This window comes from Xenorhabdus griffiniae (assembly GCF_037265215.1).
Taxonomy (GTDB): domain Bacteria; phylum Pseudomonadota; class Gammaproteobacteria; order Enterobacterales; family Enterobacteriaceae; genus Xenorhabdus; species Xenorhabdus griffiniae.
In genome coordinates this window covers 1,130,225-1,147,351 of the sequence record NZ_CP147737.1, presented here as the reverse complement: position 1 = coordinate 1,147,351, position 17,127 = coordinate 1,130,225, and the positions used below count along the sequence as shown (strand labels likewise).

Annotated in this window: 15 protein-coding genes; 4 read left to right on the top strand and 11 right to left on the bottom strand. The window is 38.0% G+C overall.

The features are described from left to right. Positions 1-145: 145 nt before the first annotated feature. The 11 genes from WDV75_RS05155 to WDV75_RS05105 all read right to left on the bottom strand — a co-directional run bounded on the left by WDV75_RS05155 (position 146) and on the right by WDV75_RS05105 (position 12,136). On the bottom strand, positions 146-925 hold the full coding sequence (locus tag WDV75_RS05155; protein ID WP_273571896.1) for an inositol monophosphatase family protein: 780 nt from the start codon (positions 923-925) through the stop codon (positions 146-148). Positions 926-1,256: 331 nt separating this feature from the next. Then, complete coding sequence (locus WDV75_RS05150; protein WP_273571895.1) at positions 1,257-2,036, bottom strand: DNA-methyltransferase; 780 nt, start codon at positions 2,034-2,036, stop codon at positions 1,257-1,259. A gap of 25 nt (positions 2,037-2,061) precedes the next feature. Then, on the bottom strand, positions 2,062-2,853 hold the full coding sequence (locus WDV75_RS05145) for a glycosyltransferase family 2 protein (protein ID WP_273571894.1): 792 nt from the start codon (positions 2,851-2,853) through the stop codon (positions 2,062-2,064). Positions 2,854-2,856: 3 nt separating this feature from the next. Continuing rightward, positions 2,857-3,762 carry a radical SAM protein gene (locus tag WDV75_RS05140; protein WP_273571893.1) on the bottom strand — a complete coding sequence of 302 codons (906 nt, stop codon included), beginning with the start codon at positions 3,760-3,762 and terminating at the stop codon, positions 2,857-2,859. Then, the gene (locus WDV75_RS05135; RefSeq protein ID WP_273571891.1) at positions 3,762-5,039 is read right to left on the bottom strand and encodes a DegT/DnrJ/EryC1/StrS family aminotransferase; all 1,278 of its coding nucleotides are present in this window, start codon (positions 5,037-5,039) and stop codon (positions 3,762-3,764) included. Before WDV75_RS05135 ends, WDV75_RS05140 begins: the two co-directional genes overlap by 1 nt. A gap of 15 nt (positions 5,040-5,054) precedes the next feature. After that, positions 5,055-6,233, bottom strand: a complete 1,179-nt coding sequence (locus WDV75_RS05130) for an ABC transporter substrate-binding protein (protein ID WP_273571889.1) — start codon at positions 6,231-6,233, stop codon at positions 5,055-5,057. Further along, a complete protein-coding gene (locus tag WDV75_RS05125; protein WP_273571887.1) occupies positions 6,230-7,000 on the bottom strand; it encodes a TIM barrel protein in 771 nt (256 codons plus the stop codon). The genes WDV75_RS05130 and WDV75_RS05125 overlap by 4 nt, the downstream gene beginning before the upstream one ends. A gap of 5 nt (positions 7,001-7,005) precedes the next feature. Beyond that, positions 7,006-8,442 (bottom strand): aspartate aminotransferase family protein, encoded by a 1,437-nt coding sequence (locus tag WDV75_RS05120; protein ID WP_338860782.1) that lies wholly within the window; start codon positions 8,440-8,442, stop codon positions 7,006-7,008. A gap of 186 nt (positions 8,443-8,628) precedes the next feature. Next, positions 8,629-9,648 carry an IS110 family transposase gene (locus WDV75_RS05115; protein ID WP_273572382.1) on the bottom strand — a complete coding sequence of 340 codons (1,020 nt, stop codon included), beginning with the start codon at positions 9,646-9,648 and terminating at the stop codon, positions 8,629-8,631. Between the two features lie 152 nt (positions 9,649-9,800). Continuing rightward, on the bottom strand, positions 9,801-10,949 hold the full coding sequence (locus WDV75_RS05110; protein WP_273571812.1) for a Gfo/Idh/MocA family protein: 1,149 nt from the start codon (positions 10,947-10,949) through the stop codon (positions 9,801-9,803). Positions 10,950-11,236: 287 nt separating this feature from the next. Beyond that, the gene (locus WDV75_RS05105) at positions 11,237-12,136 is read right to left on the bottom strand and encodes an IS982 family transposase (RefSeq protein ID WP_273571811.1); all 900 of its coding nucleotides are present in this window, start codon (positions 12,134-12,136) and stop codon (positions 11,237-11,239) included. A gap of 656 nt (positions 12,137-12,792) precedes the next feature. On the opposite strand from WDV75_RS05105, the gene WDV75_RS05100 reads away from it, so the two are divergent. The 4 genes from WDV75_RS05100 to WDV75_RS05085 all read left to right on the top strand — a co-directional run bounded on the left by WDV75_RS05100 (position 12,793) and on the right by WDV75_RS05085 (position 17,121). Then, positions 12,793-13,641, top strand: coding sequence for an NAD-dependent epimerase/dehydratase family protein (locus WDV75_RS05100; RefSeq protein WP_273571810.1), 849 nt, complete (start codon positions 12,793-12,795; stop codon positions 13,639-13,641). A gap of 201 nt (positions 13,642-13,842) precedes the next feature. After that, on the top strand, positions 13,843-14,934 hold the full coding sequence (locus WDV75_RS05095) for an inositol-3-phosphate synthase (protein ID WP_273571809.1): 1,092 nt from the start codon (positions 13,843-13,845) through the stop codon (positions 14,932-14,934). Between the two features lie 690 nt (positions 14,935-15,624). Further along, the gene (locus tag WDV75_RS05090) at positions 15,625-15,822 is read left to right on the top strand and encodes a hypothetical protein (RefSeq protein WP_273571808.1); all 198 of its coding nucleotides are present in this window, start codon (positions 15,625-15,627) and stop codon (positions 15,820-15,822) included. A 270-nt stretch (positions 15,823-16,092) separates the two neighbouring features. Next, positions 16,093-17,121, top strand: a complete 1,029-nt coding sequence (locus WDV75_RS05085; RefSeq protein WP_273571807.1) for a Gfo/Idh/MocA family protein — start codon at positions 16,093-16,095, stop codon at positions 17,119-17,121. The last annotated feature ends 6 nt before the right edge of the window (positions 17,122-17,127 follow it).

Genomic DNA, 17,127 nt, shown 5'->3' with positions numbered 1-17,127 from the left:
ATAGTACATATAAAAATAAAATGTTGTCTATAAATTTGTGTAATTGACTGATTAAAAATCAGTCTAGGTTATGATATTGAGGATGTGACCAATTTTTGTTAGTCACATCATGTTAGGCCATAAATTTCTTCCAGTAGCTACACACTCATAAACGATTCAATAGAATATTGAACTTTTTGGATATCGCTGGAGCTGCTCCAATAACGAAATCACCTTGGATTATTATATCTGCTCCGGCTTCACTAGCTATTAACGATCCTGCTGCTAAATCCCAATAACATAGGTCATGCTCATAGTAAGCATCTAATTTCCCCGCAGCGAGCCAACAAAGATCTAAGGCCGCTGAACCATAACTTCGAATATCTCGCACTTCGGTCAGAAGTTTAGATATTATTTGAGCTTGCTTTCGGCGAATTTCAGGATTTTTCGAAAAACCAGTTGATACAACAGCGTCTGATAGATTGAAAGTGCTACTAGATTTAATTTTATAACCGTTACACCTAGCACCTAAACCGAGTCCGGCAGTAAAGGTATCTTGATGAGATGGATCATATACTGTTCCTGCAACAACTTTTCCATCGACTTCAGCAGCTATTGAAATAGTGTAAGCAGGGATTCGACGAGCAAAATTTAATGTTCCGTCAATTGGATCTATTACCCATTTAACTTTGGAGTTTCCATTATAGTGGCCGGTTTCTTCTCCTAAATAGCTGTCATCTTTGTTTAGCAATGTTAAATTTTCCAGAATTTTTTTCTCAAGTACCTTATCGTATATTGTTACAGTTTCTCGATATGGTCCTTTACTGGTTACAGTCAAAAACTCTTGACTAGTAGTTCTAGGAAGATATTTAGCTGCTTCATGTGCAGCTGTAACACTGCGCGTAATTAAGTTTGTAATGATTTTTTTTGTAAGGTAAGTATCCATGTTTTCCTTTTGCATATATTTCGAGGCGTGATGACAACTTGAATTCCTAAATTCTGTTGAACATATTGTTTCGCTGGAGGATTCTTCAAATTTGATGTAGGCCATGGTTATTATTGACTGCAAAGGTTATGTAGATTGCAGAGAAAATAAGCGATTAAATTTTCATTATTTGGATGAAGTAGATCCATCTCCGGTGGTGGTAGGTTCGGTATATTCGTTCATACTTATTCAACCTACCAGCCTGAATCAACTATCAACAAATAAGATTCGTAGATCTGTCACCTTTTATCTTGACCTAAGCAACATGAGCTACTTTTAGTAGAGTTATAGCCTAAGTAAGATCAGAGAACATTGCATCTACATGCAGAGAAAGAGATTTGTTGCGCTCAATGCCAATCCAATGGCGTTCAAGTCGATTCGCTGCATGACAAGTAGCGCCGCTGCCTGCAAAAGGGTCTAAAATGGTTTGACCGGGCACAGTCAGTAGTTCAATCAAGAAAGCTGGGAGAATACTTGGCCAGCGATCTAAATAGGCACTTTCTCCTCTTTTCGCAAGAAAGGACTCATACTGTTGGTCATATTTATTCGAGGTGTCGAATTCAAGTAAGTTTCCACGAATATACTGCGCATACGGCTCCCGCTCAGAAACCGGTATTTGATAATGCCCAGTATAGCTCCTGCTCACCACCCAAATTGGAGTAATCGAATCAGGCAATCGAGGTAACCCAACATTAGGTTGGGAACGAAGGAGTTGGGGATTAAAGTAAAAAAGCTCTTGAATTAGCTTCCAACCACGGGAAGTTAGATACCGTAAAAAAGAAGACTGCTGTATAGATTTTCCTGAAGCATCAGCAAGCCACATACCGCCAAGCTCGAATGCAACTACTCCATGAGTGGGCAACAGTCGTTCAAATTCGTTGAAAAAATTTGCAAACCAGTCGACAAATCTTTCTCCCATTCTATCTGCATCGCTAATATTCAAATCACCTTCAAAGGGAGGAGAACATATCACTACATCTATACTTCCATCAGGGATATCCCGCATAACTGATAAACTATCACCCCATAAATATATTCCTAAATCCGTCTCAATACATATATTTCTATTCATTATATATTTCTCCGACTGAGATCTATTATTTTAAATTTGACCATTCAATTACTTCATCCGTCCGTACTGTCGCCCTACTGTTAGAATATCCTCCCAAGTAATAAACCAAGGTAGGCTTAAAGGTACATGCAAGGCGTACACCGCGTTTGAGGAGCGTGTAGAATAATTTATCGTCTTCACTTGTAAGTGTTTGAGCGTCATCTATGCTAAATGCTTCTTGAAACGGTACGGACAAGAGTAAATTTCGGTCTAAAAGCCAAGCACTTGTATCAACTGGGACGTCTCGAACTTCAGAACGGTCGTGGATCACATTGGATCCTGGTATTAAAATACCTCGCTCCACATAGTCCCTATATTTGTTTTCACCTTCCTCCTGTGTGTGTGCCCAAGGCCATCTGTGTTCCAAATATGGTTCTCCTTCTGCAGTGAAAATAGCAACTTCGGAATATACTGCGGGAGAATTGCTCTGATGAGCGAGTGCCATAAGTGATGATAAGTGATTGGGTAACCACTCGTTATCATCATCGAGAAAGGCTATCCAAGGGTTCTCTGCCATCTGTACCCCGATGTTTCTCAAAACAGATGAACGACCAGGACCAGATACATCACTTAATTTCCGAGGTATCAAATGGACTTTACATCGTTCAATGCCACTAAAATCAATAAATTCTTTTACACTTTGCTCAATCTGATGATCTCCATCGACCAACACAATATGTTCCGCAGCAGGCTCAGTCTGCTGTTGAACACTCATAATTGCTCTTTTAACTTCTACTGGTCTATAACGTGTCAGTGTAATTACGGAAATTCCAGACATAGTTTACTCCACCGGATAAATTTCAGATAATCGCAGACAACTATCATCGGCCGTTATATCTTTTCTACAAACTGTTAAAAAATCTCGGCTAACTAAATCTTCATATTTTCCTAAAGTCCTCCAGTCTGCTTTTCGTAATTCCTGATGTGGATGAAGTTTTCCAACACTTCCTAAACAGTATTCACAAGCTTTAAGTGGTTGTGAGCGTGTAAGAAACTTATATAGAGATTCTGCGAACTCTGGTGCACTGCTAATACGGAGTCCATCTACTTCATTATTCCATCCCCCTGCTACACCTTGCTGAGGGATAAAAATGCTCTGAGGACAACGGAAAAACCAGCCATCGATAACCGTGTGAGAATGCCAAAAATGAGCCATCTTACATGTATCGTAAACATCTTGAGTCAGAGAAAAATCTTCATTTTTTTCTTCTGAATAACTGAAGCGGAAGTTATCATAATAGTTAATTCTTAATTTTACTTTATGTAATGCAGCCTTATATTTGAAAGATTCTATCTTTTCCTCATTAGGTAATTTACTAGGATAAAGAGAAAGCTCAAGACTATCTATTGCTTCCCATAATTCATCTGGTGCTTTATGAAGAAGTGTTGCGTTTGTGGTTAACAATATTTCATCTGCAATACCGGAATTAACAACAGCTTTGATTAATTCAAGTAAATTGGGATTTAAAAGCGGCTCGCCTCCCATGATTTTCGCATAGGACGCGTGATACGAATGACTAAGAACTTCTAAATAGCGATACATTGTGCCTGGATCAGTATTTTTTTTCCTAAATAGAGGTGATAAATGTGCACAAGACTTGCAATTCATATTGCAATGTAAGGTTGCATTAATCTCAATTCCTTCAGGATTAAATACTTTTCCATTTCGAAATTGGACATTTTTCATTATTTCCCCCGAAGATTTTCCAAATTTCGCAGTATTTTTAATATGGCAGCTATAATATCATCCATATCTTTAGTGGTGCCTAGTAGGAGGTGATGAAGGAATGCAAAACTACTATTATAAGCTTTATGTGCAAATGGTAATTCAAATCTCTTTGGATCTAATTGGGAAATCAATTCCTTTGTATTGGCAATTTTAGATAGTAGAGGGTTATAAAGAATGTTTGAATTCATTGGTGCATCTAGTGTTTCAACGAAAGTACCAAGCTCTGCAGCCATTGCTTCGACCACTCGATGTATAGAGAAAGGGCCTACAATGTCGGCACTTAATTGAATCACATAGTCATAATATGTTCTGCGGGTTAATCCGGCTGGTGGGGTAATGGTATTCACACCAGGTATTTTTTCTAAGGCATTCGCTAAATAGGAAGCATTAGTTTCACGAACTGCATTTTGTTCATTCAGTAATTCAAGTTGAGCTAGTGCAATTGCAGAGTGAATTTCTGATAAACAGTGATTAGCCCCATATACTTCTCCCATTTCAACAAGTTCCAATTGTCCTGCTACAGGGGAGCTGGAATATATTCGACCATTTCCTCGATATTGTTGGAGGCGATTATAAGCATCTAATGAGTTACATGTAACAATTCCTCCTTCTCCACAAGTTAATACTTTCGTTTGTTGTAGGCTAAAAACCCCTAGTTGTCCAAATGAACCTAGTTTTTTTCCTCGCCATTCTGCACCATGGGCTTGTGAACAATCTTCGATTAAAGCTATACCGGTACGATTAGCAAGATCTATAAAGCCATCGATGTCAGCAGCAGAGCAGTATGCGTGTACCAAAAGGATTGCAATGGTTTTATCGCTAAGTGCTGCTTCTGCTGCTTGTACAGAAATGCTGAGCGAGTTAGGATCTATATCTGCTAGTACTGGTACGGCTCCCAGTTCAACAACTGTTGATGCACAAGCTACCCAAGTCAAGCCTGGTACGATAACTTCAGTCCCTGGACCTACACCAACTTCTTGCATTGCAATTTTAATTGCAGCAGACCCGTTCGTAGTTGCAATAGCATAAGAAGAGCCTTGATAGTCAGCAAATGCTTGGCAGAACCTTTTTTCATAGCCTGTAGCACCAGTGTAGGCTCCGCTAATAGCCCATCGTCCCGAGAGCATGGCATCTTCAAGGTTAGCCATAGTTTGTTTCGTAGCGTACGGCCATGCTGTCCATGGTGAAGTACGAACTGGGTTTCCCCCAATAATTGCAAGTTCAGAGGTACTCATAATAATTTCTCCATTTTAATTAAAATTACCTAAAAATCTTAGACGAGCATCTTCAATACAATGCTGAACTGTTGACTCATCGGCTTCATAATTAGCGAAATTATTTATCAAAGCCATGCCCACATCAGCAACTTCCCACGGCGTATCAAGATCGTAAAATTGAAAAAGATTATCTGCTCGATCTATTATTTCTTTCCCCTTAGCTAAATCGCTTCTATTTCCAATATTAATATCTGAACGGGTAGGTAAAGCTGTAATTGATTTTGTCGCTAATGTTTGAACGTTTATTGAACCTAAGTGAAGCAAAAAATCACCAGAATCTTGCAGATTAATTGAATGTCCTGCAGCAAAAAATCCATCTATAGGAGTATCTTCTCCAATAGCAACATTTTCATTTATTATTGGAAATCTAAAAAAGTCTAGTTCTTCGATACAATCTGGAGGCAAATACTCATCTTGGACATAGCTTCCAATCAAAGTCATTCCAGCTTTACCATTCAACACTGCGGCTACAGCTTCTTCTTCATCATAAGAATTTGCTTTACCGAGAAACCAATCGTTTCTTTGCAATTTTCTGAAAAATGAAAGCACAGTTTTAATTCTTGCATCTGTATATGGTATTTTTAAATCCATAAGTTGTTGATGAAACTCTGGACCGTTTAATCTCATATTTAAATAGTCGAACCATGCTACTGCTGGACACCGATAACGTGAACCTAACGAAAAAGGTACAATACCTATTGAACGTAGCTTTTCAGCCGCAACGGTAAGTTCATGCCAACTATTGATTGGCATATTGATCCCTGCTTGTCTAAAAACTGATGGACGATAATATATTGCCCACCAAAAATAAGAAGTTGGAATAAAATATTGCGCATCTCCTTTATCAAACATTTTTTGAAATCTAGGTTGAAGTGATTCATAGAACGTCTCAATTCCCTTAATTGATTCAGTATTAAGCATGAGTTTACGCTCAATAAAAGATTTCATACGATTTCCAGCAAACCAAGTCAAAACATCAGGTGGATTTGTTTGAGTAAGATAATTCTCAAGTGAGTCTCTAAGTTCCTCATGATCTATGAAAGTGAGATTAACTGGCCTATTCGGTTGATTCGTATTCCAACAATCTACTACCTGCTCTATAAAAAATTTTGTTACAGGTGTAATTTGATCTGTTATAAATGAAATAGTCACTTTATATCTCCTGTAATATGTTCACTTAATTTTCGCAATTTTAATAACATTTCATGCATATTCTTCTTGCTATTAAAATTTTCCTCTATAGATATTTCATTGCAGCCAATCACGTGTAGTTTTTTTAGAAATGACAGCTGATACTCTTCTCTGAATACACCTGAACCACGAGGAATAAATGAAGTATGAGCATGCATTATTTTGCTTTTATATAGCTCATCACTGAGACTCAGTTGTTCAGTGAAAATATGGTAGCAGTCAGCCGTTATTGAAATATCAGGAATATCATTTATTACTCTCTGTGCCTCAATACATGAATTTATGAAATTTGTTTCACCACTATGCAGTGGCTCAATACTAAGTATTTGTTTTCTACTTGTACACTCATCCTTGGCTTTATTTATAAAATCTATAAATTGTTTGTATGCACAGATACGTTTAAAATGTTCAGGTACAGAACGTGCTTGACCACTACCTAGTGTAACTTTTTTTATTCCAAGTATTACGGATAGATCAATCAGTTGTGTGAAAATTTTAAGCGCATATGTATGATCCGAATTATCGCCAACAATTTTAGCACCAAGTTCTCGTGGTAATGGAGATGTCATGGCTTCGAAAGATATATTTTCAACTTTTAGTAAATTATCAAAATCTCCGTCTCTAAAAAGTTGAAGAAGAAAATCACCTTTTATTTCGAGGTAATCAAAATCGTATTCTTGAGCCCATGCTAGTTGTTGATTATTAGAAATAACACATCCAATACGCATAATAATCACTCCTCAAAAGGATAATTTTTGATAATCTTAGAAAGCATTTGTAGTTCACTTTGTATAACCAGCAATCCTTCTCGAAGGTCAAAATCATTAATAGATAATGGTGGATATAATCTAATCCGACTTCCATATGCCATAGCGATAATGCCACGCCGAAGCAAAGAATGAAAAAAATGGCGAGTTAACTCAGTAGGTAATGGATGGTTTGTGCCTGGACAGACTAGTTCTAAGCCAATCATGAGTCCTAGTATTCCAACATTTCCAACTACAGATATATCATTAGGCCATGATTCAATGATGCTTTCTGCTAGTTTGCCTAATTCACAACTTCGTTCAACTAGATGTTCATCTCGAATGATTTCAACTGTAGCTAAGGCTGCTGCACTAGCTAAAGGGTTGCCACTAAATGTTGAAGAAGCTGCACTCGGAGAAGAAAATGATGTATCTTTAACCAAATTAGAATCGCTAATTATGGCACTTACAGGTATACCAGAACCCATGGCCTTACCAAGAACCAAAATATCGGGCGTTACATTTTCGTGTTCATAAGCGAAAAACTGTCCAGTTCTTCCAAATCCTGTGATTACCTCATCAAAAATCAATAATGCTCCAAAATCGTCGGCTAGTTTACGTATTTTTTTTAGATATCCTGGAGGAGGAACGATATTTCCATTAGTACCCTGAACAGGCTCTATAATTATGGCTGCGATATTTTCTGTTGTACTCTCTTTTATTGTATTTTTTGCAAGTTCAACACAGGCATATTGACAGTCAGGGAATTTGAGTTTTAAAGGACATCGAAAACAATAGGCATAGGGAATATGATGAGTGCCTGTTGGCAAGGGGCCAACATCTTTTTTTCTTGGCCCGGCATGGAGACTGATAGCGCCTTGAGTTTTACCATGAAAACCGCCCCAGAAACTAATTACTTCTTCTCGCCCACTTGCTGCCCGTGCAAATCGAATAGCAGCTTCGACTGCTTCACTTCCTGTTGAAAACATATGTATATGTTGCAGGTTTGATGGTAAAAAATCTGCTATACTTTCATAAAGTTGGGCACGAACGTCTGTATAGAAACTACCAACAGTACATCTAGAAAGTTGTCCCATCATACGTTCTTGAAATTTCGGATGAGAATGCCCAATATTACAAACACCAACCCCGGTGAAAAAATCGATATACCGATTTCCATCGGAATCCCAAATATGTGCATTTTTTGCGTAATCTACTACAATGTTCGCATACTCGGTAATTATAGGCCCACCAGGTAATGAGTATTCTGAAAATTTCGAAATTACTTTCTCAGTGATAGGAGATGGAAGCTTATTCTTTCTATTTATCATATTTCCTATATGAACGCATCCCGTTTGCAAGACAAAAACCACGCTGACATCGACGGTAGGTTGCAGCTCTATATCCGGCCTTATTGCAGCCAAAACTGCGGGCCTCGATGTAATCCGCTGGCTTGCTCCTCATTCTCCTGACGAGCTTTATGCTCAAGGAACTATTCAGGTTTAGCAAGTCACGGTCTTACCTGTCTTTGTCATCGTTACCCTTGCCTCAGCAATCTTTCTGCATTCATCCTTGTTGTGTTACAAGTTAAAGTTGACCAGTGAAGCGCCTTAGTAAGGCCTCACACTGACGTAATCTTTTTGGTAGTCCCGTTGATGGGCAACCAGTGCCCAAACGGTACGAGCCAGCTTATTAGCCATGCCTACTATCGCTACACAGGTTGGGCGTCGTTCTTTCAGTTCTGTCACCCACGGCGACGGGGTTTTCGTGAGTAAGGTGGCCGCTCTAGCACCGTGAATAAACAGGGTTCTCAAGTAGGTATCTCCCCGTTTGCTGATGCCCAGTAATTTGACCCTGCCTCCCGTTCCCGTTTGTTTCGGCACCAGGCCCAAATAGGCCGAAAATTCCCTGCCCGACCGAAACCCGCTGGGCTCGCCCATCGTCGCGATGGCGGCTGTGGCAATTAAGACACCGACTCCGGGAATTTTCATAATTCGCTGACAATCAGCATTCTGCTTTGCCCACGCCGTCAGTTGTTTTTCCACCAGGTCAATTTGTTCATCGATTTCGTCCAAACGACGGTATTGTTCTTCAAGGAGTCCAAGCAGGAATGGGGCGAGTTTTTCCCTTAGCCGCTCAAGCACCTCCGGCATCGCTTTATCCAGTGAGGCTCTTCCCTTATGCACGGTTTCACCAAATTCCAGCAGTAAGCCATGCAACGCATTGATTTGCGAGGTTCTGAATTTCACTAGCTGGTAGCGCATCCGGTGTAACGACAAAATGGCCTGTTGTTCTTCGTTTTTGACAGCGACCGATTTACCGGGTTGCTGAACGGCCAGCCAAATAGCCCGGGCATCCTGAACATCGTTTTTGTTTCCCATCCGAAACGCTTTGACAAATTTAGCCTGAAGCAAACGGACTTCATGCCCCAGCTTTCTTAGCTCCCGTGCCCAATAATGCGCACCGCCACAGGCTTCCATGCCAATCAGGCAAGGCTCACGGTTACTGAAGAACGTTAAAAAGTCATTTCGCCTCAGTTGCTTATCAATGAGTTCACCGGTGTATTCATCAACAAAATGAATCTGCATCAAATGTTTTGCAATATCGACGCCAAAAGGTGTATGTTTCATGAGTGGATCCTCCAGTCATCAGGGAGCAACAGGCTCCCGCTTTAGGCACTATAAGGCCGGAAATCTGTGAGGATCCACGCCTCATCTCTCAATTCCAGCACGGTACCAAAGGCCAAGTGGTTGGGATGCGTTCATTACATTCTCCTAGAGTGTTACTCATGATTTTTAGAAGCAATTAATCGTTGCAAGACTTCTCCACCAAGGCCTTTGGGATGATTCGCTGCTAATATTGATTGGAGTAATTTTATGTCTTCTTTAGCATCAAGAACATCAGTAATTACATTATTATTATTGATAACACACTGATAGAAAACTCGTAGTTCTTCTTTGAATGCATTATCATAAGAAACCTCTACTTCACTAGTGATTAATTTCCCATCTTGCATATATTCCTGAGAAACTATCGTTGGTATATTTTTCAAAAATGGAGAGCTAAATTTTGCTTTTATACGTTCAGAATCCGAATACACTGAGAGTTCTTCAATATAGTTTCTAACTTCAGACAAATAAGACCAAGTTAGTATTATGTGGTGGTTTTCACCATAATTTAAGACTGTGTTTATAGTAGGATAATAAGAGTGTATAGGCCATATTTGCGTTGATAGAACTCCAATTGGTTCACCAAACATGGTACGAATTAGATTAATATTGTGAATCATACTACTGAGCATAGCATCGTGATAAATATATTTAATATTTTCCTCAATATCCCCTACTGCGTTAGTTAAAATATTATTTTGTTCTTGAATTTTCGCTTCTTTTATATCTTCGGGTATATCATTGAATCGAAGAACTTCATGCATATCGAAATATTGCTGTTCACTCGGATGGAGAACTGTTACTTGGGTATAACGAGGGTTTTCCATCTGTTTAATGAGATCAAGAGCGCGTTTAAATCCAGGATCGTAACGTTTCATATAACCAACCATCACGATTTTATCAATTTCCTTTAAGATTGTTTCAATTTCTTCAGCTTCCTTCACCGTAAAACAAAGCGGTTTTTCGCAAAAAACATGCTTTCCTGTCTTTAAAGCTTGTGAAACAAGCGGAGCATGAGAACCTTCCGTTAGGACAAATACAGCATCGATATCTGAATCAAGAAACTCAGCATAATCAGTATATCTATATTTATCATCAATGTTATATTTCTGCCCTATCTTGTTTAAAAGGCGAATAGAAAAATCGCATATTGCTTTAATTTCAAAAAGTTCATTGAGTTCTTTTAGATTTGGTAAATGCATGATTTGAGAAATTGAACCACATCCAACTACTCCTACTTTTATACGAAATGTTTCTGACATTTTTCTCTCTCCGCTTCAATCAAGGGAATACTCGAACTCAACTACCACCGACTAAAGTCGGTGGGTTAGCGCAGCCAGGACTGACGACTGAAAGTCGTCAAACCGTCCTGTCTAAACGCGCATACGTCAAAATATTTAAGTTCAAGGTCACCGTCTAAAGACGGTGGTTTTAACCTTTCATATGGAAAAATAAATCACCACATCATGGTATGACAAATATATTTCAATTATAATAAAATCCATATGGTGGTTAAATAACAATAATTATCTTCACGCGATGCTCGACTTTAACATCCTATCACGTTGGCTTGTTGGAGCCAGTCGCGTTGATTTTTTCCTTGTTTAAAATTGGCAAAAATACCCAACGTGTGAGAAAGAAGTTTTCTGGCAATTCGATTACTCAAATGCCATAAATCCCGTGCCCAGCACTTCTCGATAGCAAATTGTCCGGCGAGTTGACCAATCACGGTTTCAATTAAACGGCGTTTGGCGTTAATGACCCTTCTCGTTTTTCTGGGAATGGGATCACCCATATTGGCACGCACCGGGGTAATCATTTCAATACCTTCTGCCTTCATTTCCTGTTTAAATTCAATGCCTAAATAGCCTTTATCACCCAGCAAATAGCCTTTTATCGAGCCGATCACATCCCAGGTTGCTTCACGCTCACTGACATTGGCGGGCGTCAGTGTAAACCCGGTTACCACGCCGATTTCGTCTATCATGAGATGCCCTTTGAAGCCGTAGTAAGTTTCGTTTTTGGCGGCGCAGTACCTATAATCGGCTTGTCCTTTGAAGTTGGCACTGCCTTTTGCTCTTTTGAATCCACAGACGGGCAGCGGAAATCCGTCGATAATATGGACCGGTCTGTCGAGCGCGCCCAATAACCTCGCCAGCTTTTCTTGCAGTTGTTGTTTAACAACCCAAAGATTCGAAATCTGTTTCGCGAAATTGGCGCGTGAACCCAGCCCCGGGAACCACTCGCGCCAGTGGTCATTAAAGTACGTCCAAATGCCTTTATCTATTGAAAAACCTAAAAATTCACCCACCACTTCCATCGTGATGGCTTCGGCATCGCTCAGTTTAGGCGGATATCCCCGGCTTCTGAATCGCATACCTTGCTGTAACTGCGTTAAATTGTCATCTACCCAACAAAACACCCAAATGATAAAATCTTGCTGTGACATAGCCTTTTGTTCCTTTATTTCTCTATTTTTGACGACTTAAAGTTATAAAGGAGCGGCTATGTCATTTCAACTCATCATAAAAGTTGAGCATCGCGTTATCTTCATAAAAATGGTTTTTATATCGTTAAATTCTCGAAATATACTGACAGTTGACTCGCCTTTCAATTATGCACCTGTTGCTCTTATTGTATTAATCCAGCATTACCCATTTAGTAGATGGTTTAATATAATCCATTGAGAACTTTTCGCTATAGCATTTTTTGTTAGTTAATTGTTAAATATTGTTGTATTTTTTGTTTTTTTTTGACTGTAGTATCTCTGCAGCTCTAAATTTCGAGCATGGATAGTTGATGTGTAAGCCTAAATAACTTTTCAAAATGATAATCAACTAACTGAATTTCTGCCCTGTTTTTTGTGAATCTTTACTACAAACTACAGTATACGTAGCAATTTATCAGATATGTGAATATTTCTCTAAAACACTTGACATATAATATATTGATATAAATATAAAAACATGAAATTTTCACTATTATGAAAAAAGATTTAGTATGAAAGCTAGGCAGTCATCAACCACAAACAATCAGCTACAAGGCAGATTCGAAAGCATTCTTAAACAGCAAAACTTTCATGAAATGAAATTAAGGGAGAATCGAATGAAAAGTGTCACAGTGGTTGGATCTGATGGATTTATCGGGAGTGCAGTGGTCAAAATACTTCGAAAAAACGGCTATAACCCAGTCACTGTCACTCGAAATAGTAAAATTGAAAATTATGATACAGATATCATATTCTATTTAGCAGGATCAACCACACCGCACAACGCAAAGGGTGATACTGAACACGTAGATTTTGATTTGCATAGTCTTATCCAATTTTTAAATAGATTAAAAAATATTAATACACACCCTTTATTCGTATTTGCTTCTTCTGCGGGAACAGTATATGACTCTTCAGGTATTCAGCCTTATAGAGAGTCTTCATTATTATCACCTGTAAATCTTTATGGATGTAGCAAGTTAGCTCAAGAGTCAGTAGTACGACAATCTGACTGGGTCGAATCTCTTATTTTAAGATTATCGAACATCTATGGACCCAACCAAAAACCCAAACCAGGCTTTGGAGTTATAGCCCATTGGGCACAAAAGATATGTAGTAACGAATCAATAGAAATGATGGGAAATTCAGGGCGAGATTATCTCAGCATCTTTGATTTAGCAGAAATCACATTAAAAATTATGAACGGCTATCAATCATGTTATGCAGGATTAACTGTCAATATTGGCTCTGGAGATACAGTAACTCTTAGCGATCTTTATGAAATTTTTTTGAAAGTCGCTGATCAACCAATTAAGGTAATCAAAAAATCTGCCAGAGCATTTGATGCAAGATCTGTTTCAATAGACATTGCTTTGGCAAAAGAATTGTTTAATTGGCAGCCTAAAATTTCACTCGAAGTAGGAATAAAAGGTGTTTTAGAAGCTGCTTTTGCATCTAAAAAATAAGCTTAACATACCCACTATTTTAATAGTGTAGAAATGGATAAATAAAAAGATATAATAAATTAATCCTTAAATTATTTGGTTCATAAAAATCTAGTAATTGTATTCTTCATCTTAAGAAGCTGAATGAATCACCCTGATACACTTTAAAAGTGTGATAGTGTTTAAAAGGTTATTATTCATAGGTAATTGTAAGGAAAAAATATGGTCAGTTCAAAAAATCCTATTCGGGTAGCAATTGTTGGTGTTGGTAACTGTGCATCTTCGTTAATTCAAGGTGTTGAGTATTATAAAAATGCACCGGATGATCAGAATATTCCTGGTCTAATGCATGTCCGTTTTGGAAAGTATCACGTTTCTGATATTGAGTTTGTCATGGCTTTTGATGTTGATGCAGCCAAAGTTGGTCTCGATTTATCCGAGGCAATTAATGCATCAGAGAACAACACTATTAAAATTTCTGATGTTCCTGTAATTGGTGTAAAGGTACTTCGTGGTCCAACGTTGGACGGATTAGGATACTATTATCGGCAACTTATTCAAGAGTCTAACGAACTTCCAGTTGATGTGGTTTCTTCATTAATAAGCGCTAATGTTGATGTTTTGGTTTGTTACCTTCCAGTAGGCTCTGAAAAGGCGGCTCGTTTCTATGCACAAGCTGCAATTGATGCTGGTGTTGCTTTTGTGAATGCATTACCCGTGTTTATCGCGAGTGAACCCGAATTGGCTAAGAAGTTTGAGGAGTCAGGCATTCCAATTATAGGTGATGATATTAAATCCCAAATTGGTGCAACGATAACTCACCGTGAGTTGGTGAAGCTTTTTGAGAAAAGAGGAGTCACTCTTGACCGCACATATCAATTGAACGTAGGTGGCAATATGGACTTCAAAAATATGTTAGAACGGGAGCGTCTAGAATCTAAGAAAATTTCTAAGACCCAAGCGGTTACTTCAAATACCTCGGCTATGTTATCGAAGAGAGATATACACATAGGACCTTCTGATTATGTCCAGTGGTTAGATGATCGGAAGTGGGCATTTATTCGTTTGGAAGGACGCAATTTTGGTGATGTTCCTGTTTCAATAGAGTATAAGCTTGAAGTTTGGGATTCTCCTAATTCAGCTGGAGTGATCATTGACGCAGTGCGGGCAGCAAAAATTGGTTTAGACCGTGGGATAGGTGGGCCGTTAATTTCCGCTTCCAGTTACTTCATGAAATCTCCACCAGAACAATTTTCCGACGAGGTGGCTCATGAAAAAGTCGAAGCCTTTATAAGGGGCGATATAGAGAGATAAAAATTCGACTATATTTATTGATTGATCTAATTCAGTATCAGTTGCTTATTGAACATGGGAGAAATAATAATATTATCTCCAGAGCACGCAGTTTACTGTAACAAACTGAAATTTAATTTTCAGTTGAAATCGGTATGTTTTTTAAACGAATGTGTTCAGATATAATGCAGTGAATACATAGATTAATTAATTGATAGATAGATAGATAGATAGATATTTCACCGGAAATAGCATTAAGTGCTGTATCTAAAAATTAATCTTGTGGTGATTTTTGTTAGCCTTAATGATTTTTCAGATAGTTCTAAACTTTTAACTACGGCGACATCAACCAACCACCAGGTTAATAAGTTATTGTACCGTCACTTGAATGATTTCTGTGAAATTAATATTATTATCTCCTTTGTATAAATTTAGATGCATATCATTTTTTTGAATGGATAATGCAATGAAATAATTTGGAATTTTAGGTAATTAAGTATGGAGTTGAAAATTTTAATATAACAAAAAAATAACACGGCATAAAAAATTTTTTTAGCGGAAATCACAGCATTAGAGATAAAATAGTAATTGGATAAAAAAGTAAGACCAGTGCCATTAGAATGAGTAAATATTATTTACATTCTTCTGTTGCCTGCATAAATTCATAAGATATTATAAATTTACTCTACCATATATTCGTCGAGGAATATTATGGATAATTTTTTTAAAAAAATAATTAAAATACTTACTGTAAGCATAGCTATTTTTGTGTCAGTATTGGTGTTGGATTATCTTATTGATTATAATGGATTGGAAGTGATAAATAAAGTAGGGGGAGCCTTTAAATCTTATAACGAAAATAAAAAAATAAATGGTTATAATAGATTTATTACTCCATATCATAGATAGAATTGATATGAATTTTCATTAAAGAAATGATTTTTATCAGTGATTAAATTCTCATGACTCCTACAGAGCGAGAAGATAAAATATTATTTATTATCAACTAATTATTTATTTAGCGTAAAAAACGTTCATGAGTTGACCCTATTAATTGGATGGCAGTTTAGATAGATATAGTTTAAGCATTCATTATGTTTATATCTACATAAACTCCAATCGAAATATCATCGAGGTAATAACACAATATGAGTTCCATAACATAATGAGGTAACCAATATGAAAGGTGCAATTATAGGCTTTGGAGTAATAGCAACTGGACATCTCGCAGGATATCGGCAGTGTAATGGACTTTCAGTAACCTCCATTGTCGATGTGTCACCAGAGAGACGGCGTATAGCGGAAGAAAATTTTGGCCTCACAACGTATTCTACATTTGAGCAACTTGTTCAGGATGAAGATCTTGATTTTGTCGATGTGTGTACTCCTCCTGACACTCACGCTATATATAGTGCTCAAGCACTAGATAGTGGATTCCACACGTTATGTGAAAAACCTGTCTTTTTGCCTGATCTATCGGGATATAAAGACCAAATATCCAAAATAACTTCAAGCGATAAACTGTTTTATCCTTGTCACGTATACAAATTTTCTCCCGTACTTGCAGAAGTGCGAAAAATCGTGCAGGCAGGGAAGTTAGGAAAAATTGTGCGTGCAGATTTTAAAACTTTACGCTTAGGTCACGCCTTAGGCGTAAAAGATTGGAATCCAAACTGGAGGAGAAAATCGAGCATATCAAAAGGAGGAATTCTTCGCGATCATGGATCGCATAGTATATACGCAGCAATGCACCTAACTAATTCAATCCCCCTATCAGTTTCATGTATCTCAGGACGGTTTGGTGATGGATTCCCAGAAACTGAAGACACAGCTTTCGTGCGTATGCAGTGCACGAATGATGTAGAAGTAAGTTTTACGTTATCATGGTCGGCTGACCATAGAAGCACCTGCTATAGCATATCAGGAACTCGAGGCTCAATAATAGTTAATGATGATGAACTAACCTATGCATCGGATGGAAAAGTTATTAAAAAGACAATCAATTCTGAATTCAATGATCCTACACATAAGAATTGGTTTCGAGATATGTTTCTTGATTTTGAGGATTTAGTTAGGAATCCAATACGTTGTGCTCCACTAATCATTGAGTCACTCGTGACATCGGCTACTATAGACGCAGCATATGATTCCAGTTGTCAATCAGGAAAATGGATTGATTTGGATGTTCCTAAATACCCTGCAGTTTGAATTGTG